Source organism: Burkholderia sp. Tr-20355 (assembly GCF_017104685.1).
Taxonomy (GTDB): domain Bacteria; phylum Pseudomonadota; class Gammaproteobacteria; order Burkholderiales; family Burkholderiaceae; genus Burkholderia; species Burkholderia seminalis.
Map to the genome: position 1 here is coordinate 21930 of NZ_JAAGPK010000011.1, position 26397 is coordinate 48326.

A 26397-nucleotide genomic window follows, 5' to 3' on the forward strand; every position below is an offset into this window, starting at 1 on the left:
TATTGTCATTAATATGACATGGGCTCTCCAGCGCGATTCTAACTGCACTCAGATCAGCATTGCATCAGGTTTACAAAACTTGGCATACCCGACCCGAAGCACCCCGGCTCGCGGGCCGCGGAGCCGACGGTTCACGAAGATCACCGATGGGTTAGCCGCGGATTTCACGGACAACCGACCGCTGGAGGAGCGCACCGGCCTCAGCGCGCGGGCGATGAGTCGCCGCTTCGTCGCCGAGTCAGGACTGATGGCATTTGCCAACGACATCAGCAAACATGGTTGCTACCGGCGTCGGAAAGAATTGCCGACGATGTACCGGTAACGACGATCGCACTTGATCTGGGGTACTGCAACGTCAGCACGTTTGTCGACAAGTTTTGGCATGCGCTGGGGACAACGGCAGGAAGATATATGGAGGCGAGTCGGCGAGTAAAAGGATAGGCGCGGCAATGAGCCGACATGGGGCCGCACCTCGAAAGGCAGACTCTCCGCGGGCCGAAACTGCCGGCCGCCGCTACGTCAATACGTGCCGTCGCCCTTCTCCGCGGCCTTGCCCCCCTTCCCCTTGAACTGCGCCGCCAGCCGCTCCGCGCTCCTCGCGAGCAGCGTCGTATCGACCCCGACCGCGACGAACAGCGCGCCCGCGTCCAGATAGCGTCGCGCGGCCGCCTCATCCGCGCTCAGAATGCCCGGCGCCTTGCCGGCCGCCTTGATCATCCGGATCGCGCCGTCGATCGCGGCCTGCACGACCGGGTGGCCCGGATTGCCGAGATGCCCGAGATCGGCGGCCAGGTCAGCCGGCCCGATGAACACGCCGTCGACGCCTTCGACCCGCGCGATCGCATCGATCGCATCGAGCCCCGCGCGTGTCTCGACCTGCACGAGCACGGCCATCTCGTCGTTCGCGCGATGCAGGTAGTCGCCCACACGATTCCACCGCGACGCGCGTGCCAGCGCACTGCCGACGCCGCGCATCCCGTGCGGCGGGTAACGCGTCGCGGCCACGGCCGCGCGCGCTTCGTCGGCGCTCTGCACCATCGGCACCAGCAGCGTCTGCACCCCGAGATCGAGCACCTGCTTGACGATCACCGGATCGTTCCACGGCACGCGCACGACCGGATGCGACGGATACGGCGCGATCGCCTGCAACTGCGCGAGGATCGTCGGCACCGTGTTCGGCGCATGCTCGCCGTCGATCAGCAACCAGTCGAATCCCGCGCCCGCGACGACCTCGGCGCTGTACGGATTCGCGAGCCCGAGCCACAGCCCGATCTGCGCGTAGCCGCGCGCGAGCGCGGCCTTGAAGACATTCGACGGAATCTGCATCGTTCGCTACCTCACTCGAAATGGCACTGGATCGTCCCGAGCGGGCCGTAGTCGACGCTGAACGTATCGCCCGGCCGCGCCGCACACGGCCGCGTGAACGACCCGCCGAGCACGATCTGCCCGGGTTCCAGCGCGACGCCGAAACGCGACAGCCGGTTCGCGAGCCACGCGACGCCGTTCGCCGGATGGTTCAGCACGCCGGCCGCGACGCCCGTTTCCTCGACCACGCCGTTGCGCGACATGATCGCCGCGACCCAGCGCAGGTCGACGTCCTGCGGCCGCACCGGCCGGCCGCCGATCACGACGCCCGCGTTCGCGGCGTTGTCGGCGATCGTGTCGAACACCTTGCGCGGCCGCTTCGTATCGGGGTCGATGGACTGGCTGCGCGCGTCGATGATCTCGAGCGCGGGCACGACGTAATCGACCGCGTCGTACACGTCGAAGATCGTGCAGTTCGGGCCCGAGAGCCGCTTGCCGAGCACGAACGCGAGTTCGACCTCGACGCGCGGCACGATGAAGCGGCCGGTCGGGATCGTGCCGCCGTCGTCGAAGAACATGTCGTCGAGCAGCGCGCCGTAATCGGGCTCGTCGATCTGCGACGTGTTCTGCATCGCCTTCGACGTGAGGCCGATCTTGTGCCCCTTCAGCGTGCGGCCTTCCGCGAGCTTGAGGGTCACCCACGCGCGCTGGATCGCATACGCGTCGTCGATCGTGATGTCGGGATGGTCGAGCGAGATCTGGCGGATCTGCGTGCGCTCGCGCTCGGCGTCGTGCAGACGCCGCGCGAGCTGGTCGATGAGGGCGGGTTCGAGCATGGTCGGATCGGGAATGGGGTTCAGCCGGCCCGCTTGTAGCGGGCGTGGATGTTGTTGTGCTTGTACGAGCCGCTTTCGCTGAACTCGGTCAGTTCCATCGACAGCGCGAGGTAGCGTTTCGCGTACAGCTCGGCGAAATGCGCCTTGATCGCATCGAACAGCGCATCGCACGCGGCCTTCTTCTGCGCGTCGGTACGCCCCGAGCCGATCTTCAGCGTCACGTGGACGAAGGCGTCGTCCTCCGTGCCGTCGGCGACGCAGTAGTCCTGCAGTTCGAGCGCGCGCGAGCGGATGCCGCCGGTCGGGAACACGCCGCCCTGCGCGATCAGCGTCGCGTTGATCGTGCGCAGCAGCGCGGGAATGCGCGCGTCGTCGCGGATGTTCGCGGTGTATTCGACGACGATGTGTGGCATGGCAAATCTCCGTTCGGATTCGATTGCTTGGCAGGCGGCAGCGCTCAGGCGAGCGGAAAGATCGCGTTGATCTGCCCGGTGCCCGAACTTGCGAAATAGTCGGTGACGATCTCGACGGGCTTGTCGTAACGATCCCAGCCGAGCAGCCCGAGCAGCATCGCCGTGTCGTGCATCCCGCCTTCGCCGTGGCAATGGAGGTTGTACTCGGGCAGCATCGCGCAGAAGGTCTTGAAGTCGCCCTGCTTCCACAGATCGACCACGCGCAGGTCGACCTGGCGGAAGAATTCGCGGCTGATCTGGTGGATCGATTCCTCGGGGCTGCCGTTGTCGTTGAAGCGGTGCGACAACGAGCCGCTCGCGAGGAACGCGACGTTCGAATCGCTCTTCTCGATCGCCTCGAGCAGCGCCTCGCCGAAGCGGCGGCTTTCGTCGAGCTGATGCCACATGCACCAGCCGGCGATCGACACGACCTTGAAATGCTGGTCGCCGTTCATGTAGCGCATCGGCACGAGCGTGCCGTATTCGAGTTCCAGGCTGTCGATCTCGTGCGCGCGCGTCGCGATGCCGCGCCCGGTGGCCGTCTCGGCGATCAGCCGGCCGAGCGCCGGGTTGCCCGGATACGCGTACGTCATGTCGCGGATGAAATGCGGCAGCTCGTTGCTCGTGTACGTGCCCGAGAACCGCGCGTTGCAGTTCACGTGATAACCGGCATTGACGAGCCAGTGCACGTCCGACACGACGATCGTGTCGACGCCGAGCGCGCGGCAGCGCTCGCCGATCAGTTGGTGGCCGCGGATCGCCGCCTCGCGGCAACCGTGATGCCTGCCGGGCAGTTCCGACAGATACATCGACGGCACGTGCGTGATCTTCGCGGCGAGGGACAGTTTGCCCATCGTTCAGTCTCCGTTTGGTTCGTTATCGCGGCGAAACGACCGTCACACGCCCCAGCGCGGGATGTGGTGCGAACCCATCGAGATGCACACGTTCTTGATCTCCGCGAACACCTCGAAACTGTACTCGCCGCCCTCGCGCCCGGTGCCCGACTCCTTCACGCCGCCGAACGGCTGGCGCAGGTCGCGCACGTTCTGACTGTTCACGAACACCATCCCGGCCTCGATCCCGCGTGCGAGACGATGCACCTTGCCGACGTCCTGCGTCCAGATATACGACGCAAGGCCATACGCGGTGTCGTTCGCGAGCCGCAGCCCTTCGTCTTCGTCCTCGAACGGAATGATGCAGGCGACCGGCCCGAAGATCTCTTCCTGCGCGATACGCATCCGGTTGTCGACGTCGGCGAACACGGTCGGGCGCACGAAGTTGCCGTTGCGCAGATGCGCGGGCAGCCCGGCCGGCTTGTCCGCGCCGCCCGCGACCACGCGCGCGCCTTCCTGCTCGCCGATGCGAATGTAGCCCGTCACCTTCTCCCAATGCTGGCGCGTGATCATCGCGCCGAGATTCGTGCCCGGATCGGCCGGGTCGCCGACCACCAGGTTGTTCGCGCGGCGCGCGAATTCCTGCACGAAGCGGTCGTAGATCGTGCGCTGCACGAAGATCCGCGAACCGGCGGTGCACCGTTCGCCGTTGATCGAGAAGATCGTGAACAGCGACGCGTCGAGCGCGCGGTCGAAATCGGCGTCGTCGAAGATCAGCACCGGCGACTTGCCGCCGAGCTCCATCGAATACTTCTTGAGGCCCGCGCGCTCCATGATCCGCTTGCCCGTCACGGTGCCGCCGGTGAACGACACCGCGCGCACGTCGGGATGGCGCACGAGCGCGTCGCCGGCCGTCGCGCCGTAGCCCTGCACGACGTTCAGCACGCCGGGCGGAATGCCGGCTTCGAGCGCGAGCCGGCCGAGCTGGTCGGCCGTCAGCGGCGACAGTTCCGACATCTTCAGCACGGCCGTATTGCCGAGCGCGAGGCACGGCGCCGTCTTCCACGTGGCCGTCATGAACGGCACGTTCCATGGCGACACCAGCGCGCACACGCCCACCGGCTGGTACAGCGTGTAGTTCAGCATCTGGTCGTCGACCGGATACGTGCGGCCGTTCATCTGCACGCACACTTCCGCGAAGAAATTGAAGTTCTCCGAAGCGCGCGGAATCAGCTGCTTGCTCGTCTGCGCGATCGGCAGGCCGGTGTCCTGCGTCTCCAGCGCCGCGAGCATCGGCACGTTCTTCTCGATCAGCTCGCCGAGCTTGCGCATCAGCTTCGCGCGCGCCTTCGCGGGCGTGTTCGCCCATTTCGGGAACGCCGCCTTCGCCGCGCGCACGGCCGCGTCGACCTCGGCCTCGCCGCCCGACGCGACGTCGGTGATGACGTCGCCCGTCGCGGGGTTCAGCGTCGTGAAGGTCTCGCGGCTCTCGACTTCGCGGCCGTCGATCCAGTGCTTGATGGTCATGTGCTCTCCTTGGGCGACGGGCTCAGCCGGCGCGATAGTAGTCTGCTTCGCCGACGATCGTGTTCACGAGCCGGCCAATCCCTTCGATCTCGGTCACGACCTCGTCGCCCGGCTGCGTGTCCGCCAGCCCCTCGGGCGTGCCGGTCAGGATCAGGTCGCCCGGCGCGAGCGTCATGAAGCCGCTGATGTGCTCGATCAGCGCCGGCACGTCGAAGATCATGTCGCGCGTGCTGCCGCGCTGCGTCTCGTGGCCGTTCACGGTCGTGCGCAGCATCAGGTCGCCCGCGTCGCCGATCTCGTCGCGGCTGACGAACCACGGCCCGAGCGGCGTGCAGGTATCGCGGTTCTTCACGCGCAGGTTCGGGCGATAGTAGTTCTCGAGATAGTCGCGGATCGCGTAGTCGTTCGCGACCGTGTAGCCGGCCACGTAGTCGACGGCCTGCGCACGGCTCACGTTGCGCGCGGGCCGGCCGATCACGACGGCCAGTTCGCACTCGTAGTGCATGTGCGTCGCATCCGCCGGGCGCACGGTGCGCGACCGGTGGCCGATGAACGTGTTCGGTCCCTTCAGGAAGATCAGCGGCTCGCTCGGCGCCTTGAACGCGAGTTCCTTCGCGTGGTCGGCGTAGTTGAGGCCGAGCGCGAACGTCGTGCGCGGCGCGACGGGCGGCAGCCACGCCACCGCCTCCTCGGCGACCACGCGCCCCGTATCGAGGCGGATCGTGCCGTCGCCGGCCGGTTCGGCCGCATGCAGTGCGCCGTTGTAGATCACGCGCGCCGTCTTCATCGTGCTTCCTCCGCAATCAGCGTATGCCGCAGCGTGCCGATCCCGGCGGCCGAAATCTCGATCGTGCTGCCCGCGCGGGCGCGCGGTGCGCCGCCCGCGACGCCGAGCAACAGCACGTCGCCCGCGTCGAACGACATGAACGCGGTCACATCGGCGATCAGTTCGCGCACCGGGCGGATCAGCGTGGCGGTCGACGCGGACACCACCAGTTCGCCGTCGATCCGCACCGTCAGGCCGATCGCGTCGACGTCGCCGAGCGCGGCGGCCGGCCCGATGGCCGGGCCCATCGGGCAGAAGCCGTCACGGCACTTGAAGCGCACGGCCGGGCGGTAGTAATCGGGGTGCGGCACCGACACGTCGCTCGCGAGCGTGAAGCCGTGCACGTAGTCGAGCGCCTGCGCGGCCGGCACGCGCGTCGCGCGCCGGGCGAACACGACGGCCACCGACGCGCCGATTTCCAGCGCGTCGACGCCGGCCGGCACGACGACGGCGGCGCCGTCGCCCGCATGCGTGTTGGCGGGTTTGATGTACAGGATCGGCGCCTGCGGCGGGCGGCCGTAAGGCGGCGCGTTCACGGCGTCGCCGAGCGCGTCGAGCGCGACGCGCTCGTTGAGCAGTGCGCCATAGACGGTACCGATGGCGACCGGCAACGGCGGCGCCGCGGCGGTCGTGCAAGACAGCTCCATGCGTCATTCCCCTGCCGCGCGTCGCGGCGCATCGTCAATAGTTAATATCTTAAGTAAACAATCGAACGCTGGCAACCTCGATTACCCTGATACGCGAAATCCATCTCCTTCGGCTGTTAAGATTGATACGTCCCCGTCCTTTACCCACCCCGATGAACCGTACGCTCGACCATCGCAACCTGGCCATGCTGCTGCTCGAGGCCCGCGAAACGCTGATGGGTCTGTTTCGCCCCATTCTCAAGGAATTCGCGTTGACCGAACAGCAATGGCGGATCATCCGCGTGCTCGACGGCGAACCGGCGCAGGCGCTCGAGGCGGGACAGATCGCCAGGCGCTGCTGCATCCTGAGCCCGAGCCTCACCGGCGTGCTGGAACGGATGGAGCGCGACGGCCTGATCACGCGCACGCGCGCGCAGGAAGATCAGCGCCGGCTGCTGGTCAGCCTGACGCCGCAAAGCAGGAAGCTGGTGACGGAGATCGGTCCGCGCATCGACGAGCAATACCGGCAACTCGAGTCGCGCTTCGGCGAGGACGGCCTCGAAGACATCTACCGCGCGCTCGACCGGCTCATCGAACTCGGCGGCAACGCATAAGGAAAGCGCCCGCTCCCGCCGCGCGCGGGAACGGGCGCGGTGCGGCGCGGGCAGTCAGTGCAACGCGCCGCGCATCAACTCGGTCACGGCCACGCCGCGCGACGTGCGCATGCACTCCTCGACGTAATCGATGAACGGCAACGGCTCGAAATCGATTTCGTCGCGCACGCGACGGTTGTCGAACACGCGATCGACCGTCGCGAATTCCCCGCAGCGCTGCAATGCACGGCCGATCACGCGCTCAAGTGCCGGATCGGCCCGCCCGAGCACGTCTCGCACCACGAGCGGCAGTTCCGCCGGCGCACACGCGGCGTAGCGCGGCGCACCCGTCATCCCCGCCGCCTCGTCCATCGCCCGCACGATCTGCGCGACCTGCGGCGCCTCGTCGCCGGCCGACACGTGATAGACGTCGTGGGCGAGCGTCGGCTTCACGGCCAGCAGCATCGTCGCGCGCGCCACGTCGTCCACCGACACGATGTCGATGCGCGTCATCGGCCGCGCGGTGAAGCGACGCGCGGCATGCGCGAGCCGGAACATCCAGAACGAATTCGGCGCGGGCCGCGTGCCGAGCACCGTATGACCGACCACATGCGACGGCCGCACGACGACGAGCGGCAGCCCGAGCGCGCGCAGGCGCTGTTCGGTTTCGGCCTTCGCGTGCAGATAATCGGCCGCGAGCACCGCACCCGGCAGGCCTTCGTCGTCGTGCGCCGGGTCGTTCGCCGCAGCGCCCGCCGCCTGTTCCTGCACGATCCCGCCGCGGCCCGCGTGCGCATAGGCCGTGCCGACGTACACGAAACGCTGCAGGCGCGGCGCGCGCGCGAAGCGTTCGGCGAAATGCACCGCATCGGCGATGTCGGCCTGCAGATGCGCGCCGTCGGCCGGCGACGCATGGCCGGCGCAGTGAATCACGTGCGTCGCCCCGGCGAGGCGTGGCGCATCGGCGCCGTGCCACACGTCGCCGAGCGCGCCGACGATCACGTTCGCATCGGTCAGGCGCGACGCCCAGTACGGCGCAAGCCCCGCGCGCAGCGCCGCCTCGCGCAGCCGCGCGACGGCGTGGCCGCGATCCTGCGCGCGCACGACGCACACGATGCGTTCGAGCAGCCCTGCATTGACGAGCGCCGTCAGCACGGTACTGCCGATGAAGCCGGTTGCGCCGGTCAGCACCAGGCGCCCGACGTTCGCCGCCGCGACCGGTGCGCTGGCCGGCGACACGAGGCTCGTCCGCCAGTTGAGCGACAACGCGGTTTTCCAGATCAGCACGATAGTCTCCTTCGAAGAATCGGCCGGGCGGCGCGGTGCCCGCGGTTGCGGGCCGCGCACGGCTCACGGCCGGGCCGGGGCTGACGCGGCCCCGGCAGTCCCGATCGGGCGTGCGGCCTGCGATCGCGTCGATCGCTCTCTGGCACGAGATGGCGGCAGCCGCCGCGGACGGGCGTCCGCGGCACAGGATCGGGACCTTCCCAGTGTGGGGCCCGACCGAATGCAAGTCTGTCCCGAAAGTTTCGTGAAAGTGTGCCGATTTGTACGCGATTGTCGGAGTGTGTCGTGCCGGACCCGCCGTCTGCACGACGAAACGTCCGCCCGGTCGGTCTCCCGACTGCGCCATGTCGCATCCGTCGGCACCGTTTCGGTGGCCGGTCGCGCGCGACAGATCGACGCGCCCCGCGCGCGGGTCATCCCATCTCCCGACCGCCTTCGACGCGCCTCTCGACACCGCGATCCCCGCTAACGCCCGTGATGGCAAGTACCGCCGAAACGACCATGAATCGTCAGACGTCGTTCCATCTGAAACCGGAATGAACTCAATAAGGATTGTTTGAGGATTATCACTTGCGTTTCACACCAGTCTATCTAGACTGATCAAGTCAAAACGGTCGAATGCGTCAATTTTTCAGGAGACGATCACAATGCGCCTCACCATTCGGATTAATGGCAGCGAATCGGCAACCCGGCACGCTTTCGCGGTTCTATGGGTCGATACCGACGAGGGACTGTGGTCGCGCGAGGCACATCAGGGCATCGATCTCCCTGCCTGGGGCAAGGTCCGCGACGTCGAGGGCGCGATGGCGCTCTGCGCGGCCGATGGCGGCAACGCCGTGTGCCAGTTGAAGGGGCTGTCGTTCGGCGCGACGCAGCGCGAACAGGGCCCTGCCGTCCTCGCCGGCGACCACGCCGGTGCATGGCGGCTGCAGGCGGTCGATCGCTGCACGACCCAGCCGGAATACCGGGAATTCATTTCCGTTGCCCGATAGCATTCATCGAGGTAAATCGTCTGCGGTTTTCGGGTTTATTCCGGTGCCAGTGATATTCATTTCGATATTCATGATTATCGACGCCCCCTTTCGGGGCGTTTCTCATTTTCGGGCATAAAGAAATAATCGAGGCCCGGGCAATTGATCGCGCTGCGTCGGCGGTCGCGCTCGACCGGCACCCGAATCCGCCTACCCGGATCGCCCCCCCTGCCGAGCATCCCCCCGTTGCCTGCCGTGACGTCGGCCGCCCGCTTTCGTCGTGCTTTTTTGCTGCCTTCGTTTTTCATGTCCGGCCAAGTCGCCGTTTTGACGTTTTTTCACGGGGCCGGAACACACTTTCCCCACACGACGTTTACTCATTTATTACAATCGCATTATCCAGACTGATTTGCCGCCGACGGGCGGCCCGAACCGGCCATTGCATGAGCGTGAAAAAGAAGACCCACCCCGCCGATCCGTACGCGGCCGCGACCAAGAATCCGATGCTCGCGTCGCGCCTGCCGATGTGGCGCTCGAGGTTGATCGTGATCGTCGTGTTCCTCGCGTTCGCCGCGCTGATCGCGCGGGCCTTCTGGGTGCAGGTCGCGAACCAGGATTTCTATGTCGGACAGGGCCAGAAGCGCTACCAGCGCACGATCGAGCTCGACGCGATGCGCGGTCGCATCGTCGACCGCAACGGCGCGATGCTCGCGGTCAGCCTGTCGACCTATGAAATCTGGGCGAACCCGAAACAGGTCGCCGATACCGACTACCCGCAGATCGCCAAGCTGCTCGACATGCCGCTCGTCGAGGTGAAGCGGCGTCTGGGCAACGAGAAGACCTTCGTGCTGCTCAAGCGGCAGGTGGACGCCGATACCGCGGGCCGCCTCGACAAGCTCGCGATCGACGGCATCACGCAGATCGCCGATTCGAAGCGCTTCTATCCGGAAGGCGAATCGGCCGCGCACGTGGTCGGCTTCACGAACGTCGAGGACAAGGGCCAGGAAGGCGTCGAACTCGCGGCGAATGCACGCCTGCAAGGCACGTCGGGGCAACGCGAGGTGATCCGCGATCGGCTCGGCCGCATCGTGTCGGATACGCGCCCGCTCGTCCCCGCGCAGCACGGCGCGACGATCGAGCTGACGATCGATCGCCGCATCCAGCAGCTCGCGTACAGCCAGCTCAAGGCCGCCGTGATCGAGAACAACGCGGTGGCAGGCAGCGTCGTCGTGCTCGACGCGCAGAACGGCGAGATCCTCGCGCTCGCGAACTACCCGACCTTCGACCCGAACGATCGTGCCCGCCTGACCGGCCAGCAGTTGCGCAACCGCGCGGTGATCGACACGTTCGAACCGGGCTCGACGATCAAGCCGCTCGTCGTCGCGCTGTCGATCGACGAACGCAAGGTCACGCCGAACACGATCATCAACACGTCGCCCGGCACCTACAAGATCGGCCCGGCCGTGATTCACGACACGTCGAACCACGGGTCGCTGACGGTTTCGCAGGCGCTGCAGAAGTCGAGCAACGTCGCGCTCGCGAAGCTCGCGCTGAACCTGCCCGCCGAAACGATCTGGAACAAGTACCAGGAGTACGGGATCGGCCGCGCGCCGGAACTGACGTTCCCGGGCGTGGCGTCGGGCCGGCTGCGCGGCTACAAGCGCTGGCGGCCGATCGAGCAGGCGACGATGGCTTACGGCTACGGCCTGTCGATGTCGCTGCTGCAGATCGCGCAGACCTACACGGCTTATGCGGGCGACGGCACGCTGCACCCGGTGTCGCTGCTGAAGAACGGCACCGATCAGCAGACGATCGACGCGCATCGCGGCCACCGCGTGACGTCGCCGCAAACGGCCGCGTCGATCCGCTCGATGCTCGAGATGGCGGTCGGCGAAGGCGGTACGGGGCGCCGCGCGCGCGTCGACGGCTACCGGATCGGCGGCAAGACCGGTACCGCGCGCAAGCAGGTCGGCGCGACCTATGCAAAGGGCAAGTACCGCGCGCTGTTCGCGGGGATGGCGCCGATGAGCAACCCGCGCCTGATCGTCGCCGTGATGATCGACGAGCCGCGCGGCAAGGGCTACTACGGCGGCACGGTGGCCGGCCCGGTGTTCGCGTCGGTCACGAGCGGCTCGCTGCAATTGCTCGGCGTACCGCCCGATGCGCCGGTCGAGCCCGAGAAGAATGCGCCGGCAAAAGCGGCTGCGCCGCAGAAGACGGTAGCCGCGCCGAAGGCCTCGCCGGCCCGGACGGCTGCCGCGCGGAAACCATCCGCGCCGCTCGAGACGGCCGCACGATCCGGCACGGCCGCGCCGGCGAAGGCTGCCGCAGGCTGACGTCGCCGTCCGGGCGATGCCGGATGCGCGTCGCCCTTCCCTGCTTTCATCCCACGTTCCAGGAACGCCCCGCATCATTTGAGGGTTCCGCCGCGTTCTCCTGCAATTTTTGCGCGCCGCAGGCGGCCTTGCCGGTGCGCCCGACTACAACATCCGGCCTACAGCGCGGCCAAGGCCGGGCTGATCAGCGACACGAAATCGCTGGCGATCGAATAGGGCCGCGACGGCGCGCGCGCGAACATCGTGCTGCCCGGCACGGTGAAGACACCCGCGTGGGAAGCGCACGTGCGGCGCAATCCGCAGGTGTTCGAGCAATCGAGAAAGGGGTATCCGCCCGACGATTTCGCGACGCCCGACGACGTCGCGCTGGCCGCGCCGTTCCTGAGTTCGCCGACCGCTCGGATCATCACCGGCGTCGCGCTGCCGGTGGACGGCGGCCTTCTGGCCGGCAATCGCGTGGTGATGGCGCGGGAACCGACGCTCGAGACGTTCTACTGACACCGAAGCCCCCCGGGCCGCCGCGCGCTGCCCGGTGCGCGGCGCGATGCCGCGCGCCGTCAATGCGCGGCCGCGACCGGCTTCACCATCCGGCCGAGCACGTGCTCGGTCATCCCGCGCGCGAGTTCGGTCTCGCCCATGAACACGGTGCCGACACCCTCGCTGGACAGCAGCGCGGCCTCGTCGCCGCTGTTGGTGCACAGCACGACCTCGAGCGTCGGGTTGAGCGTGCGCGAGATCTCGACGATCTGCCGCACGTCGAACACGTCGGGCAGCGTGACGACCAGCATCCCGGCCCGCGCGATATGCGCCTGCACGAGCACGATCGGCTCGATCGCGTCGCCCGACACGGCCGCGATGCCGTCCGCGCGCAGCTTCTCGACGAGTTCGCGATTCTGCTCGACGACGACATAGGCAATCCCGCGCTCGTCCAGCGCATGCGCGATCCGCGTGCCGACCTTGCCGTAGCCGACGATCACGACCTGCCCGGTCAAGTGGGTCTGCGGCGTCGACATCGGCAGCGCGGCGAGCGGATCGTCGCGCGCCTCGAGCTTGCGCGCGAACGCCGAATGCTTGCGGATCCACACGAGCGCCGGGTCGATCATCGCGAACAGCAGCGTGTTCATCGCGATCGAAATCAGCGCGACCGCGAGGATCAGGCTCTGCCCCTCGGCCGACAAGAGCCCGAGCGCACGCCCGAGCCCCGCGAGAATGAACGAGAATTCGCCGATCTGCGCGAGGCCCGCGCCGACCGTCAGCGCGGTGTTCAGCGGATAGCGGAACGCGATCACGAGCGCGACGGCCGCGAGCGTCTTGCCGACCAGCACGATCGCCGCGACCTCGATCACGTGCAGCGGCTCCTCGAGCAGCACCTTCGGGTCGAACAGCATGCCGACCGAGATGAAGAACAACACCGAGAACGCGTCGCGCAGCGGCAAGGTCTCATCGGCCGCGCGCCGACTGAATTCCGACTCGCGCATCATCATCCCGGCGAAGAACGCGCCGAGCGCGAACGACACGTCGAACAGCTTCGCCGCGCCGAACGCGATCCCGACCGCGGCCGCGATCATGCACAGCGTGAACAGCTCGCGCGAGCCGGTGCGCGCGACGAGCCACAGAATGCGCGGAAACACGCGCTTGCCGACCACCAGCATCAGCGCGATGAACGCCGCGACCTTCAGCATCGTGACGCCGAGCGTGCCCCACACGCTGCCGCCCGCCGCATGCGTATCGCCGGGCGGCGTGCCGCCGAGCAGCCCCGCGACGGGCGGCAGCAGCACCAGCACGAGCACCATCACGAGATCCTCGACGACCAGCCAGCCGACCGCGATGCGCCCGTTGACCGTCTCGACGAGCCCGCGCCCTTCCAGCGCGCGCAGCAGCACGACGGTACTCGCGACCGACAAGGCGAGCCCGAACACGAGCGCCGCGCCGAGGCTCCAGCCCCACGTGAGCGCGAGCCCGCCGCCGAGCAGGGTCGCGACGGTAATCTGGACGACCGCGCCCGGCAGCGCGATCTTGCGCACCGCGAGCAGATCGCCGAGCGAAAAATGCAGGCCGACGCCGAACATCAGCAGCATGACGCCCACTTCCGCAAGCTGCTGCGCGAGCGACAGGTCGCCGACGAAACCGGGCGTGCCGGGGCCGATCACGATCCCGGCAAGCAGATAGCCGACCAGCGGCGGCATTTTCAGCAGCGACGCGAGGTAACCGAAGATCATCGCGAGACCGAAACCGGCCGCGAGCAACGCAATCAGGCTGACGTCATGAGGCATCCCCCCTCCCAAGCTCTTGTAACTATTTAGTAAGGTTCAAGAGTGAAAGGATAAGGGATGAGGCGGAAGAATGGCGCGCGGCCGCGAAAAATTCACGCTGCCGCGCGCTTTTGCGGGGTGCAACCCCGGCGAAACGACGGGCGCCGCACGTCGCGGCCGGCGCCCTGAAACGGGTCGAACCGGCGGGGCCGGCGCCCCGCCGCCCGCGTCAGCGCGACGCTTGCGGGAACCGCGCGCCCGGCGGCGGCTCCGGCCGCGTCGACGGCACGCTCTTGCGCACCTTCGCGACTTGCGCGGCCGTCACCGGCGCCCCCGTGTTGCCCCAGCTCGTGCGCACGAAGTTCGACACGTCGGCGACTTCCTGGTCCGACAGGCGCCAGCCGAACGGCGGCATCGTGAAGGTCGACGGCGCGGTGCGCGTCCCCTCCAGCGCGCTGCCTTCCAGCACGACGTGGATCAGCGAGGTCGGATCGTCCCCCTGCACGACCGGGTTGCCGGCCAGCGCCGGGAACACGCGCGTGTAGCCGTGGCCGTCGCTGCGGTGGCAGGCCATGCAGTTGTCGCGATAGACGGCCGCGCCCGGCTTGCTCGCGTCGCCCGTCTGCAGCGCCTTCGCGGCGGCCGCGTCGTATACGTGCGGCTGCTCGCCCTGCACGCGCGGCGGCAGCGTCTTCAGGTAGCGCGCGATCGCGTTCAGGTCGTCGTCGGTCATGTGCTGCATGCTGTGGCCGACCACGTCCGTCATCCCGCCGAACGCGGCCGTGCGCAGCGTGCGGCCCGTCTTCAGGAACTGCACGATCTCGGCTTCGTTCCACGTCCCCAGGCCCGTGCGCGGCTCGCCGCGCAGGCTCGTCGGCACCCAGCCGTCGATCGCCGCGCCGCCGGCCAGGAAGTCAGGGCCGTCCGCATCGGTCAGCCCGCGCTCCTGCATCGTCGGCGCGCGCGGCGTGTGGCACGCGCCGCAGTGGCCGAGGCCCTGTACGAGATACGCGCCGCGCGCGACCACCGGATCGGTGTACGGCGCCGCATCGAACGGCTTCGGCGCCGGCGCGAACAGCTTGCGCCAGATCCCGAGCGGCCAGCGCATCGACAGCGGCCACACGATGTCGACCGCGCGGTTCTCGTGCTCGACGGGCGCGACGCCGTGCATGAAGTACGCGTACAGCGCCTTCATGTCGTCGTCGGTCAGGCGCGAATACGACGGGAACGGCATGGCCGGATACATCGTGTCGCCGTTCTTGCGCACGCCCTCGCGCACCGCGCGCGTGAAGTCCTCGTAAGTCCAGCCGCCGAGACCCGTCTTCGGGTCCGGCGTGATGTTCGTCGAGTAGATGCCGCCGATCGGCGTGTCGAACTTCAGCCCGCCGGCGAACGGCTTGCCGCCGCTCGCGGTGTGGCATGCGATACAGTCGCCGGCGCGCGCGAGGTATTCGCCGCGCTTGACCAGGCTCGCGTCGGCCGACCGGGCCACCGGTGCAGCCGCCGGGCCGGAAGCCGCGGCGGGCGCCGCCGGTTGCGCGACGGCCGTCGTGCCGGCGAGGCCGAACACGGCCCAGCTCGCCGCGGCCGCCAGGGCACGCGACCACGAGGACATGCGGCGCGTGGCGAGGGAATTCATCGTCCTCTTCATACGGTCACCAGCGGGGCAGGATTTTTCAGGTATTGCTCGCGGATCGCGCGTGCCGACCAGTAGGCCAGCGCCGCGATGATCCCGGTCGGGTTGTAGCCGATGCCCTGCGGCAGCGCGGACGCGCCCATCACGAACACGTTGTGCACGTCCCAGCACTGCAGGTAGCGGTTCAGCACGCTCGTCTTCGGGTCGGTGCCCATGATCGCGCCGCCGACGAGGTGGGTCGTCTGGTAGGCGCGCGAATCGAAGTGCTTGCCGAACTCGCGCGTCGACACGCTGATCGCCTTCGGCCCCATCGCTTCCGCGATCTTCTTCATCTGCCCGGTCACGTATTGCGCCATCTTGATGTCGTTGTCCTTCCAGTCGAACGTCATCCGCAACAGCGGCTGACCGTACGAATCGCGATAGGTCGGGTCGAGGTCGAGATACACGTCGCGGTACGACATGTTGGTGCCGTGCGCGTCCATCGAGATCGTGTGCGCGTAGTTGTCCTTGACGGCCTTCTTCCACGCGGAACCCCACTGCGGCGTGCCGGGCGGCGTCGCGATGCCGCTGATCGGCTTCACGCCGGCCTGGTTCACCCACAGCGGCGAACCGCCGACGAAGCCGAGCGGGCCGTGGTCGAAGTTGTCCGCGTTGAAATCGTCCACCGCGACGCCGTTGCCGCCCGCGCCGATGAACGGATTCGTGTAGGTGTCCTTGTCGAAAAACGCCTTGATCGTCGACAGGTTCTGGTACGCGAAATTGCGGCCCACGACACCCTCGCCCGAGACCGGATCGTACGGCTTGCCGATGCCCGACAGCAGCAGCAGGTGCACGTTGTGATACTGGAACGCGGCCACGATCACGAGATCGGCCGGCTGGTGCACTTCGCGCCCGGCCGGATCGACGTAGGTCACGCCGGTCGCGCGCTTCTTCGTGTCGTCGAGGTCGACGCGCAGCACGTGGCACTTCGAGCGCAGCTCGAAGTTCGGCGCCTGCTTCAGCGCGGGCAGGATGTTCAGGTTCGGCGACGCCTTCGAGTACATGTAGCACGCGTAACCGCTGCAGTAGCCGCAGAAGTTGCACGGGCCCATCTGCACGCCGTACGGGTTCGTGTACGGGCCCGACGTGTTCGCCGACGGCAGCCGGTACGGATGCAGGCCGAGCGACTTGGCGGCGTCGAAGAAGCGCTGCGCCGAATACGTATTGAGCTGCGCGGGCAGCGGGAAGTTGTCGCTGCGGTTCGCCTCGAACACGTTGCCGTCGCCGACCACCTTGCCGCCGACCTTGTACGCCTGCCCCGACGTGCCGAACACCTTCTCGGCGAAGTCGAAATGCGGCTCGAGCTCGTCGTAGGTCACGCCCGTATCCTGGATCGTCATCCCTTCGGGGATGAACTTCCGGCCGTAGCGCTCTTCATAGTGGCTGCGCAGGCGCAGCTCTTCCGGCGTGATCCGGAAATGCACGCCCGACCAGTGCAGCCCCGCGCCGCCGACGCCTTCGCCCGGCAGGAACGCGGCGAGCTGCCGGTACGGCAGCGCGGTGTCCTGCAGGCCGTGGCGGATCGACACGGTCGTCTTCGACAGGTCGAGGAACAGCTTCTTGCGGATGTTGTACGTCAACTCGTCGATCGTGTTCGGATACGCGCCGTCCGGGTACGTATCGCGATATTCGCCGCGCTCGAGCGCGACGACCTTCAGGCCCGCTTCGGTCAGTTCCTTCGCGAGAATCGCACCGGTCCAGCCGAAGCCGACGATCACCGCATCGACATGCGGCTTTTTCTCTGCGGCCATCAGCTGCGCTCCCCGTTGATCGAGACGGGCCCGTACGGATAGGGCTTGCCGCTCTGGTTGACGAAATCCATGAAGTCCGCGCGTGCGCCCGGAAAGCCGATCATCTTCCACGCGGCCATGTCGTGATTGCCGCCGTGCACCGGATCGCAGAAGTAACCTTCGCGCGTGTTCTGCAGCAACTGGCCGAAGAACACGCCGGGCGGGACGTCGTCGATCTGCGCGGCGCCCTTCTCCAGCGCGCCGAGCACGGTGTCGCGCGTCGGTGCGTCGAGATCCGCGAACGCCTTGCCGTGCGCCTTTTCGCAATAACGGTTGACGGCCGCGATGCCGAGCCGGTAGATGTCGCGGGGCACCAGCTTCAACTGGTAACCCAGCTCGGGCACGCCCTGCTGGAACGGCCCCTGCATGTACCACGTCGCGCCGTGCGCATACGGCGTCTCCATCTGGCGGTCGATGAATTCGGGCACGCCCGATTCGAGCGCGCCGGGGCCTTCGGCGTCGGCCGGGACGAGCCGGTCGACGGCGGCCTGGACGAACGCCCACTCCTTCGCATCGAAGAAGGTCGGCTTGTACGGGGCGCGCTCGGCGCTGGACGATGCGGCGGGCGCGCTGCCGGCCGTCGTCGCGGACGGCGACGACGAGCGCAGGTCGCAGCCGGCGACCGACGCGATCGGCACGAGCGCGACCGACGTGCGCAGGAAACGGCGGCGCGAGTTGGGTTTGTCAGGTGGCGTGGACATGGTCGGATGTTGATCGTTGGGGATCGGCGCCGGCCACGCGCATTCCGCATGCCGCGTGGCCGGCCGGAAGCCGTGCCGCATGCGGCTGGCCGTCCTGTTCTTCATATGTTGCGAACAACCTCGATGCGGGCAACGGCCGCGCGATACACGGTGACGCCTTCATGCGGCCGCGCGTCGCGCCGGCGACGGCGGCGCGCTGCACGGATCGACCTCTTAACGGGCCCTATCGTCAGACAAATAGCGGCCTTTCGACCGGCATCTGCTGCCATCGCCATGACCCTTGTTCAACTTAGGCGCCGCGTTTGCCGACGGCAAGCGCAACGTGCACGACCCTCTTTAGGGCCCGGCGACGAGTGCGGCGAATTATAGCTGGAACCGGTTCCATTGCTACAGGGTTCGATGCAATTCAATGCATCGAAAATCGCAACAATTGAAAAATCTGAAAACCGGAATGCGCAAGGATGCGCGCGATCGCAGGTGGATGAAGGGGGCAGGCAGGCGTTCGTTGCCTGGAGGACGTACCCGGAGAGCTGTCTCTTTCCAGCCACGCGGCACCACGCGACGGCGCCGGAGCGCGCCGTACCCTGGTAGCCTCCGCCTCTCATGAATACCCGGAAAAACAAATCGCTGGCGCCCGATTCGACCAGCATCAGCAAATATCTGAGCTACCTGCTACGCCACGAGCCGCAGGCGATCGGCCTGCAACTCGATGCGCAAGGCTGGGCCGATATCGGTCGGTTGATTGCCGGCGCCGCCCGTCACGGACACCGGCTCGATCGCGCGACGATCGAAAGCGTCTGTGCAACCAGCGACAAGCAGCGCTTCGCGCTTTCCGACGACGGTCAGCGCATTCGCGCGGTGCAGGGCCATTCGACGCCCGTCGTGCAGCGGCGTTATCCGGCCGCGCAGCCGCCCGAGCGCCTCTATCACGGCACGGCGACGCGCTTCCTCGATTCGATTCGTGCGCAAGGACTGAAACCCGGCGCCCGGCATCACGTGCACCTGTCGGCCGACATCGGGACGGCACGGGCGGTTGGCGCGCGCTACGGCGTGCCGGTGATTCTCGAGGTCGGCGCGCAGCGCATGCACCGGCAGGGCCGCACGTTCTTCATTGCCGAAAACGGCGTCTGGCTGACCGACGCCGTGCCGGCCGAATGCCTTGCGCCGATCGATGCGCCCGCGGGTTGAACCGCCCGCCGCTCACCGCGGCCAGAACATCGACGCGATGGACAGCGCCAGCGCCGCGCACAGCGGCGAGTAATACAGCGAGTCCATCCGTGCGAAACGCGACCCGCGAATGCGCTTGAAGAAGCCGACGTAGCGGAAATCGCCGACGGCGCGCACCGCGAAGATCAGTGCGAGCGCAACGACCGCGAACGCGATCGTGCCGGGATACGCGTTACGCCCCAGCCAGCCGGCACGCGCGGCCACCACGCATGCGCCGCCCAGCAGCGCCGCCGCGACGGCAAGCGTGCCGATCGCGGTCGGCCGCAGCAGCGGCACGCCATCCAGTTCCGGAATCGCCGCACGCTTGCCGCGCCGCCCGCCCAACGCCCAGTAGACGTGTACGAGCGCGATCGCGCAAAGCGTCGGCACGCTGAAATACGCGCCGGTCATGTCGTTCGTGTCCTTGTCTCGTTGTTCTGCCGGAAGGGTTCCGGCGCGCGGCCCCGGCCCGCGCCACGCATGACGATACCGAAACCCGGCGACGCGTGCATTGCGACCTGCGGTCGCAACCCGTGGCAGCACGTGGTGCGATGCAGTGCGCGTGCCAGTCGCCCGGGCCGGCCGCTTGACTTCCCTTCGCGCGCTACTACCCTGTTATTCCAGTACCGCGGTCGGCACGCCGCAGCATCGTACCGACCGCACGACAACGATAACGAAGGCCATGGAGGCGACTCATGCTGATCGGTGTGCCGAAGGAGATCAAGAACCAAGAATATCGCGTCGGCCTCACGCCGGCCGGCGCGCACGAACTCACGCGGCACGGCCATCGCGTGCTCGTGCAGCGCGGCGCGGGCACCGCGATCGGCCTGCTCGACGACGACTACACCGCCGCCAGCGCATCGCTCTGCGACGGCGCCGACGAAGTCTTCGCGCGCGCCGACATGATCATCAAGGTCAAGGAGCCGCAGCCGGCCGAATGCGCGATGCTGCGACGCGGCCAGATCCTCTACGCGTACCTGCATCTCGCGCCCGATCCCGACCAGGCGGCCGCGCTCGTGAAATCCGGCGCGGTCTGCATCGCGTATGAAACCGTGACGGGCCCCGGCGGCGGCCTGCCGCTGCTCGCGCCGATGAGCGAGGTGGCCGGACGCATGTCGATCCAGGTCGCGGCAACCCACCTCGAAAGCCCGCGCGGCGGCCGCGGCCTGCTGATGGCCGGCGTGCCCGGCGTGCCGGCCGCGCACGTCGTCGTGCTCGGCGCGGGTGTCGTGGGCACCGGCGCGCTGCAGATGGCGGTCGGCCTCGGCGCACGCGTCACCGTGCTCGACAACAACGTCAACCGGTTGCGCCAGCTCGACCTCGTGTTCGCCAACCGGATTTCGACCGTCTGCTCGAATGCGCATACGGTCGACGCAGCCGTGCGCGACGCCGACGTCGTGATCGGTGCGGTGCTCGTGCCGGGCGCACCGGCGCCGCGCCTCGTCACGCGCGACATGATCGCGACGATGCGCAAGGGTGCCGTCGTCGTCGACGTCGCGATCGACCAGGGCGGCTGCTTCGAGACCTCGCATGCGACGACGCATGCCGACCCGACCTTCGTCGTCGACGGCGTCGTGCACTACTGCGTCGCGAACATGCCCGGCGCGGTCGCGCGCACGTCGACCTTCGCGCTGAACAACGCGACGCTCGGGCATGCGCTCGCGCTCGCCGACAAGGGCTGGAAGCAGGCGATGACCGACGATCCGCATCTGCGCGCGGGCCTGAACGTCTGCGACGGGCACATCACGTACGAAGCGGTCGCGCTGGCGCTCGGCCTGCCCTATGTGCCGGCGACCGGCATGCTCGCGTGACCGTGCCGGAATGACATGAACGCACGGCGGGCAGCATGCGTTGCCGCCCGCGTTCATCCCCCCCTCGACCGGCTCCGCTTCGTCCCGCCGCCCTCGCCCATCGTCCGTGCCAGCAGCGGCCGCAGTTGCGCGAGCGTGCACGTGTTCAGCACATCCTGCCGCGTGAGCCAGCCGCGTCGCGCCTGATCGATGCCGTACGCGAGATTGTCGAATTCGTCCGTGCCGTACGCATCGGAACCGATCGCGACCCGCACGCCGGCCCGCGCGGCCTCGCGGCACCAGATGTCGGGCAAATCGAGCCGCCGCGGCTGTGCATCGAGTTCGACGAAGCAGCCGCGCGCCGCGGCCTGGGCAATCACGCGCGGCACGTCGAGTTCGACTGCCTCGCGTTCGCCGAGCATGCGGCCGGTCGGGTGCGCGAGAATCGTGAAATGCGGGTGGTCCATCGCGCGCAGCAGGCGATCGGTCTGTGCCTGGCGCGGCAAGTCGAAGTGATCGCGGACGGCTCCGACCACGAGATCGAGCCGGCCGAGCATCGCGTCGGGCACATCGAGGCTGCCGTCCTCGCGAATACCGGCCTCCACGCCCCTGAGCAGCACGAAATCGTCGAACGACGCATTGATGCGATCGATCTCGTCCAGCTGTCGCGCAAGCCACTCGAAGTCGTGGCGGCCGCCGTCGGCAGGCGGTGCGCGATCGGTGATCGCCAGATAAGCGAGCCCGCGCGCACGGGCCGCGTCGGTATGCGCATGCAGGTCGCCATGGAGATGCCTGCGTTCGACCAGGGCCGGCAGCGTGCCGGCGCGCGACGCATCGATCTCGCCGCGATCCTCGCGCAGCTCGGGCGGCACCTCGTGCAACCCGATGGCGGCATAGACCGAGGCCTCCGTGTCGCCGGCAATCCGCTCGTCGCCGCGAAACACGCCGTATTCGTTGATCTTCAGCCCGCCGGCCTGCGCGATCCTGCGCAGCGCAATATTGTGCGCCTTCGATCCGGTGAAGTAGACGAGCGCCGCGCCGAACGCATCGGCATCGACCACGCGCAGGTCGACCTGCAAACCGTTGGCGAGTACGACGCTCGACTTCGTCTTGCCGTGCGCGAGCACACGCGCCACATCGCCGTGGCCGACGAACGCATCGGCGACGGCGGCCGGGTCGCGTGCGGTGACGAGAATGTCGAGATCGCCGACGGTTTCGCGGCGACGACGAAAACTGCCGGCCGGCACGGCCTTGCCGACGCCCGCGACCGCGCGCAGGCGGTCGAGCAACGGCATCAGCGACCGCGCGGCGTCGGGCAGCAGGAAGCGTTGCGGCTCGCGCTGCAGGCGATCGTCGATCGCTTCGAGCAGATGGGCTTCGGTTTTCGCGCCGAAGCCCGGCAGCTCGCGCACGTGGCCGTTTTTCGCTTCGGCACGCAACTGTTCGAGCGAATCGACGTGCAGCGCATCATGCAGCGCCTTCACGCGTTTCGCGCCCAGCCCCGGCACGTCGAGCAACTCGACGATCGCACCCGGCAACGCATGGCGCAGCGTTTGCTGCAGCTCGCAGGTGCCGGTCGCGGCGATCTCGCGCAGCTTCGACGCAAGATCCGAACCGATCGACGGAATCTTGCCGAGATCGTCGCCGTTCGCGATCATCGTCGGAATATCGCGACCGTAGTCGGCAATCGTCCGTGCGGCGTTGCGGTAGGCCCGCACGCGAAACGGATTGGCGCCCTGGATCTCGAGCATGTCGGCGATCTCGGCGAATACGGCCGCGCACTCGGCATTGTGGATCGGCATGATCGGCGTGGCTCCCTTCCACGTGGATGGCGCCGCGTACTGGCGCCACGGCGCCTGCCCGCCCGTCGGCATCGCAGGTCGACGCCACCGGGCGCCCGTCCTTCATCGTACGCCCGCTGCGCATCGCGTGCAGCGCCGTTGCGGCCGCGACGTCAGAGGGAAGCGCGCGGGGTCGTCGCGTAGTGCCGCTCGTAGATCGACTGGCAATGCGTGCAGCGCTCGGCGGCCGGGCGCGCCAGCAGCCGCTCGTAGCCCACCGCGCCGTCGCAATCGATGCATTCGCCGTAACTGCCGTCGCGCATGCGCTGCAGGGCGCGGCCGATCGCGCGCAGTTCGGTCAGCCTCATGCCGATCAATGCGTGATCGACGTCGACGAACAGGTCCGCGTTCGCCTCGTCGCCCTCGTCCGGCGCCGCGCCGGCAAGGTCCGCGTAGGATTCCGACGCGCGCTGGTCCTCGCTCGCGCGGATCTCCGCACGCAGCGCCTGCTCGCTCTCGTTCAGCCGCTGTTTCAGCGTCTGCCGTTGTTGTGGGTCGAGCGCCATGGCCGTCTCTCCTGTTCCGGGTTCCGCGCGAAAGCGTACGGCGCGCGGTGTCGCGCCGGTGCGCGGCGAAACTGCGTGACCGCCGTCGCCGCGCGTCCGGATACGCGCCCGGCAGCACGAAGCGCCGGACGCATTCGACGCAGGATAAACCCATTGAACACGCGTGTGTTGACCGGAATCAGCAGGCCGGCCGCGCGCCCGAAAATCGGGGACGGATGTGAAACGCGGCGTCGCCGGATTCGTCCGACGCAGACGCCGCCGGGATCGACCCAGCCGTTGCGTCGGACCGCGTCACCGCCCGTCAGGTATCGGCACGGACGATATCGAGCAACGCGCGCGCCGAGCGCTGCCAACTGTACCGCCGCGCATGCTCGCGGCCCGTCGTGCGCAGCCGCGCCCGCAGTTCGGGATCGTCCATCACGCGAGCGATTGCGGCGGCGATGTCCGGCGGCGAATAGGCATCGCAGAACAGCGCAGCGCCGCCGCAGACTTCCGGCAGCGAGCCCTCGTGCGACACGATGACGGGGCAACCGCACCGCATCGCCTCGAGCGGCGGCAAGCCAAATCCTTCGTACAACGATGGGAAAACGAAGCATCCGGCGTGCTCGTACAGCGCTTTCAGTTCGCCATCGGTCACGTAACCGGCCCACGTGACGTAGGGATCGTCCTCGCGCAGGCCTGCCTCCCGTACCCCGAATATCTTCGCATTGGCGCCGCCCGCGATCACGAAGCGCAACGTCGGGTGCGACGCCCGCATCAACGCGATCGCGGCCAGTGCGCGCACGAGATTCTTTCCCGGCGCGAGCGACCCGACGAACAGCACATAGCCGTCCGTCTCGAGATTCAGGCGCGACAGCACGCCCGGATCGGCGTCGATCCGGTCGATGTGATCGACCGCGCCCGGTACGACGGACAGGCGCGCCGGCGGTACCCCGAGCCGGGCGGCCAGCCGTGCCCGCGAAAAATGCGACACCGTCACGATATGACGCGCGCGCCGCTTCAGGATCGAGAACGCGAAGCGGTACCACAGACGGAATGCGAGCGAATAACCGGCCGGCAGATCGAAGACCGCCGCATCGTGAATCATCAGCAGCTGATCGCGCTTCACCAGCGGGCCGATGTTGCACAGGCTCAACAGGGTTCGTCCGCGCGTCGTGCGCGGCAGCGTCCATTGCTCCCACAGCGCGCCGTGCCGGCGCCCGACGGTCTGCGGCCGTGCGCCGGCCGGCATGGCCGCCGGATCGTGATCGACCGGCACGACGAGCGACGGTTCGTCACCGGCATTCGCGAGGCGCGCGAGTTCGGCCGTCAGTTCGTAGGCCACGCGCTGAACGCCGGTCATGCGCTGCGCCGTGAATTTTCCGTTGATTGCGAGGCGCCGCAACCGCGCGGTTTGCGCGGCGGCGCCGACGCCCCGTTCCGCGCGCGCTTCCTGCAGTACCGGTGCGCTGCGCTCCCGAATCGACGTTGACATGATCGTGACTGTTCCGATGGCTGCGGCACGATGAGGCGCCGCCGGACACCCCGCTGAGCGGAATGCTGCTGTGCCGTCAGTGTGTCCGCCGCCGCCGATCCGGTCGGTACGTTCGACCGCACAACGCCCGGCTTTCCGGACGATTCGCCATCCTCAGAAAGCGTTGCGGCCGATGAAGCCGCGCACGACCGTCAACAGGATGATCTTCATGTCGAACCAGAAGCTCCAGTTCTGCATGTAGAAAAGATCGAATTTCACGCGCGCCGCCATCGCCTCGACCTTGCGCGTCTCGCCGCGATAGCCGTTCACCTGCGCCCATCCGGTGATGCCCGGACGCACGCGATAGCGGTACATGTAGCAGTCGATCAGTTGCCGATAGAGGTCGTCGTGTTCGATCGCGTGCGGGCGCGGCCCGACGACCGACATCTGCCCGAACAGCACGTTGAAGAACTGCGGCAGCTCGTCGAGCGACGTGCGCCGCAGGAATGCGCCGACGCGCGTGATGCGCGCGTCGTTGCGCGAGGCCTGCCGCAAGACGCCCGGCTGCGCGCGATGCACACGCATCGTCCGGAACTTCAGGATGTCGAACTCGCGGCCGTCCACGCCCTTGCGGCGCTGCCTGAACAGCACGGGCCCCGGTGACGACAGCTTGACCGCGATCGCCAGGATCGACAGCAGCGGCAGCAACGGAATCAGCACGCCGAACGCGAACAGCCGGTCGAACGCGAACTTCGCCCACAGCTCCGGCGCCGAGCTCGGCGTGGTCGCGAGATTGATCGCCGGCATGCCGAGCACGTCGGTCGCGGAGCGATCGACGACCGCCATCTGCCGCACATCGGGCAGCAGCCGCAGCTCGACGAACTCGTCGCGCAACTCGCGCACGATGCGCTGGATCCGCCATTCGTGCGACATCGGCAGCGTGAGCCACACTTCGTCGATCTCGCCGTTGCGGATCATGTCGCGCAGCGTGGCCCAGTCGTCGATCACCGGCACGCCGCCGATGCCGTTCGCGGCGGCTGGTGCGTCGTCATCGAAGACGCATGCCGCCACGAACGGGCCGTTCGGCGCGAGCTGCATCCGCTCGACCGCCACGCGCCCGTATGCCGTTGCGCCGACCACGGCGACACGGCGTTGCCGCGCACGCGGGTCGTTGCGTGTCAGCACGACGGCCAGCAGCGCGGCGCGGCCGAGCAGCAACGCCGCGTCGCCGGCCAGCACCGTGTGCACGAGCCAGCGTGTCGTGACGGTGCCGCCTCGATTCATGATCCACATCGCGGCGGCCACCGTCAGCACGCTCGCGCAGACGACCGCCACCATCGTCTGCGTCAGCACGTGCGCGCCGCCCCGCACCGCCACGCCGCCACGCACGGCGCGCAGGTAGCGCGGCAGCAGCGCCACCGTCAGCACGCACAGCAGCGCGATCGCACCGCGCTGCGCATCGGACAACTCACGCCACGCGAGGCCGGACGCGGCCTGCGCCGCAAGCGTCCCCGCCAGCACGAGCACGACATCGAGCGCCGCGATCGCGGCACGCCGCATCGCATTCGTTCCACCGGACGTCGACTGCATC

The 26397-nt window shown here is 68.0% G+C and carries 22 protein-coding genes and 2 pseudogenes; 7 read left to right on the forward strand and 17 right to left on the reverse strand.

Features of this window, described 5'->3' with window-relative positions; all coding sequences use genetic code 11:
- Window positions 1-136: 136 nt before the first annotated feature.
- Window positions 137-441, forward strand: a pseudogene (locus G3N62_RS35840) (AraC family transcriptional regulator); the annotation flags it as partial.
- 78 nt (window positions 442-519) lie between these two features.
- Here the strand turns inward: G3N62_RS35840 and hpaI are convergent.
- The 7 genes from hpaI to G3N62_RS04415 are packed head-to-tail and all read right to left on the reverse strand — an operon-like array spanning window position 520 to window position 6426.
- The gene (gene hpaI / locus G3N62_RS04385) at window positions 520-1326 is read right to left on the reverse strand and encodes a 4-hydroxy-2-oxoheptanedioate aldolase (RefSeq protein WP_124669379.1); all 807 of its coding nucleotides are present in this window, start codon (window positions 1324-1326) and stop codon (window positions 520-522) included.
- Window positions 1327-1337: 11 nt separating this feature from the next.
- The gene (gene hpaH, locus G3N62_RS04390) at window positions 1338-2141 is read right to left on the reverse strand and encodes a 2-oxo-hept-4-ene-1,7-dioate hydratase (RefSeq protein ID WP_049036266.1); all 804 of its coding nucleotides are present in this window, start codon (window positions 2139-2141) and stop codon (window positions 1338-1340) included.
- A gap of 20 nt (window positions 2142-2161) precedes the next feature.
- The gene (locus G3N62_RS04395) at window positions 2162-2554 is read right to left on the reverse strand and encodes a 5-carboxymethyl-2-hydroxymuconate Delta-isomerase (RefSeq protein WP_034191538.1); all 393 of its coding nucleotides are present in this window, start codon (window positions 2552-2554) and stop codon (window positions 2162-2164) included.
- Between the two features lie 44 nt (window positions 2555-2598).
- On the reverse strand, window positions 2599-3447 hold the full coding sequence (hpaD, locus tag G3N62_RS04400; RefSeq protein WP_124669380.1) for a 3,4-dihydroxyphenylacetate 2,3-dioxygenase: 849 nt from the start codon (window positions 3445-3447) through the stop codon (window positions 2599-2601).
- 42 nt (window positions 3448-3489) lie between these two features.
- Window positions 3490-4953, reverse strand: a complete 1464-nt coding sequence (hpaE, locus tag G3N62_RS04405) for a 5-carboxymethyl-2-hydroxymuconate semialdehyde dehydrogenase (RefSeq protein ID WP_034191540.1) — start codon at window positions 4951-4953, stop codon at window positions 3490-3492.
- 22 nt (window positions 4954-4975) lie between these two features.
- Window positions 4976-5740: a fumarylacetoacetate hydrolase family protein gene (locus tag G3N62_RS04410; RefSeq protein WP_034191541.1), complete on the reverse strand. Its 765-nt coding sequence runs from the start codon at window positions 5738-5740 to the stop codon at window positions 4976-4978.
- Window positions 5737-6426 carry a fumarylacetoacetate hydrolase family protein gene (locus G3N62_RS04415; RefSeq protein WP_049036276.1) on the reverse strand — a complete coding sequence of 230 codons (690 nt, stop codon included), beginning with the start codon at window positions 6424-6426 and terminating at the stop codon, window positions 5737-5739. Before G3N62_RS04415 ends, G3N62_RS04410 begins: the two co-directional genes overlap by 4 nt.
- A gap of 152 nt (window positions 6427-6578) precedes the next feature.
- On the opposite strand from G3N62_RS04415, the gene hpaR reads away from it, so the two are divergent.
- Entirely contained in the window at window positions 6579-7019 is a 441-nt protein-coding gene (gene hpaR, locus G3N62_RS04420; RefSeq protein WP_034191543.1) for a homoprotocatechuate degradation operon regulator HpaR, read from the forward strand.
- A gap of 54 nt (window positions 7020-7073) precedes the next feature.
- Here hpaR and G3N62_RS04425 read toward each other — a convergent pair whose 3' ends face one another.
- Window positions 7074-8285 carry an SDR family oxidoreductase gene (locus tag G3N62_RS04425; protein WP_059556453.1) on the reverse strand — a complete coding sequence of 404 codons (1212 nt, stop codon included), beginning with the start codon at window positions 8283-8285 and terminating at the stop codon, window positions 7074-7076.
- A 647-nt stretch (window positions 8286-8932) separates the two neighbouring features.
- Here G3N62_RS04425 and G3N62_RS04430 point away from each other — a divergent pair.
- The 3 genes and pseudogenes from G3N62_RS04430 to G3N62_RS04440 all read left to right on the forward strand — a co-directional run.
- On the forward strand, window positions 8933-9277 hold the full coding sequence (locus tag G3N62_RS04430; protein WP_034191545.1) for a DUF3564 family protein: 345 nt from the start codon (window positions 8933-8935) through the stop codon (window positions 9275-9277).
- Window positions 9278-9699: 422 nt separating this feature from the next.
- On the forward strand, window positions 9700-11592 hold the full coding sequence (locus G3N62_RS04435) for a penicillin-binding protein 2 (RefSeq protein ID WP_034191546.1): 1893 nt from the start codon (window positions 9700-9702) through the stop codon (window positions 11590-11592).
- A gap of 138 nt (window positions 11593-11730) precedes the next feature.
- Window positions 11731-12090 (forward strand): annotated as a pseudogene (locus tag G3N62_RS04440) (SDR family oxidoreductase); the annotation flags it as partial.
- A 59-nt stretch (window positions 12091-12149) separates the two neighbouring features.
- Here the strand turns inward: G3N62_RS04440 and G3N62_RS04445 are convergent.
- From G3N62_RS04445 to G3N62_RS04460, 4 genes are all read right to left on the reverse strand, one after another.
- Window positions 12150-13865, reverse strand: a complete 1716-nt coding sequence (locus G3N62_RS04445; protein WP_034191547.1) for a cation:proton antiporter — start codon at window positions 13863-13865, stop codon at window positions 12150-12152.
- A gap of 208 nt (window positions 13866-14073) precedes the next feature.
- The gene (locus tag G3N62_RS04450; RefSeq protein WP_034191548.1) at window positions 14074-15495 is read right to left on the reverse strand and encodes a cytochrome c; all 1422 of its coding nucleotides are present in this window, start codon (window positions 15493-15495) and stop codon (window positions 14074-14076) included.
- Window positions 15492-17270 (reverse strand): GMC family oxidoreductase, encoded by a 1779-nt coding sequence (locus G3N62_RS04455; RefSeq protein WP_034191549.1) that lies wholly within the window; start codon window positions 17268-17270, stop codon window positions 15492-15494. The genes G3N62_RS04450 and G3N62_RS04455 overlap by 4 nt, the downstream gene beginning before the upstream one ends.
- Complete coding sequence (locus tag G3N62_RS04460) at window positions 17270-18010, reverse strand: gluconate 2-dehydrogenase subunit 3 family protein (protein ID WP_124669381.1); 741 nt, start codon at window positions 18008-18010, stop codon at window positions 17270-17272. The genes G3N62_RS04455 and G3N62_RS04460 overlap by 1 nt, the downstream gene beginning before the upstream one ends.
- A 603-nt stretch (window positions 18011-18613) precedes the next feature.
- On the opposite strand from G3N62_RS04460, the gene G3N62_RS04465 reads away from it, so the two are divergent.
- Window positions 18614-19198, forward strand: coding sequence for an RNA 2'-phosphotransferase (locus G3N62_RS04465; RefSeq protein WP_049032163.1), 585 nt, complete (start codon window positions 18614-18616; stop codon window positions 19196-19198).
- A gap of 12 nt (window positions 19199-19210) precedes the next feature.
- Here G3N62_RS04465 and G3N62_RS04470 read toward each other — a convergent pair whose 3' ends face one another.
- Entirely contained in the window at window positions 19211-19627 is a 417-nt protein-coding gene (locus G3N62_RS04470; RefSeq protein ID WP_049032162.1) for a DUF3995 domain-containing protein, read from the reverse strand.
- Window positions 19628-19911: 284 nt separating this feature from the next.
- Between G3N62_RS04470 and ald the strand changes: the two genes are divergently transcribed.
- Entirely contained in the window at window positions 19912-21027 is a 1116-nt protein-coding gene (gene ald / locus G3N62_RS04475) for an alanine dehydrogenase (protein WP_124669382.1), read from the forward strand.
- A 53-nt stretch (window positions 21028-21080) separates the two neighbouring features.
- Here ald and G3N62_RS04480 read toward each other — a convergent pair whose 3' ends face one another.
- From G3N62_RS04480 to G3N62_RS04495, 4 genes are all read right to left on the reverse strand, one after another.
- On the reverse strand, window positions 21081-22808 hold the full coding sequence (locus G3N62_RS04480; RefSeq protein ID WP_124669383.1) for a helix-hairpin-helix domain-containing protein: 1728 nt from the start codon (window positions 22806-22808) through the stop codon (window positions 21081-21083).
- A 152-nt stretch (window positions 22809-22960) separates the two neighbouring features.
- On the reverse strand, window positions 22961-23353 hold the full coding sequence (locus G3N62_RS04485; RefSeq protein ID WP_034191552.1) for a TraR/DksA family transcriptional regulator: 393 nt from the start codon (window positions 23351-23353) through the stop codon (window positions 22961-22963).
- Window positions 23354-23654: 301 nt separating this feature from the next.
- Window positions 23655-24695 carry a glycosyltransferase family 1 protein gene (locus G3N62_RS04490; protein WP_226103918.1) on the reverse strand — a complete coding sequence of 347 codons (1041 nt, stop codon included), beginning with the start codon at window positions 24693-24695 and terminating at the stop codon, window positions 23655-23657.
- Window positions 24696-24980: 285 nt separating this feature from the next.
- A complete protein-coding gene (locus G3N62_RS04495; RefSeq protein WP_241012844.1) occupies window positions 24981-26396 on the reverse strand; it encodes an undecaprenyl-phosphate glucose phosphotransferase in 1416 nt (471 codons plus the stop codon).
- Window position 26397 lies beyond the last annotated feature (1 nt).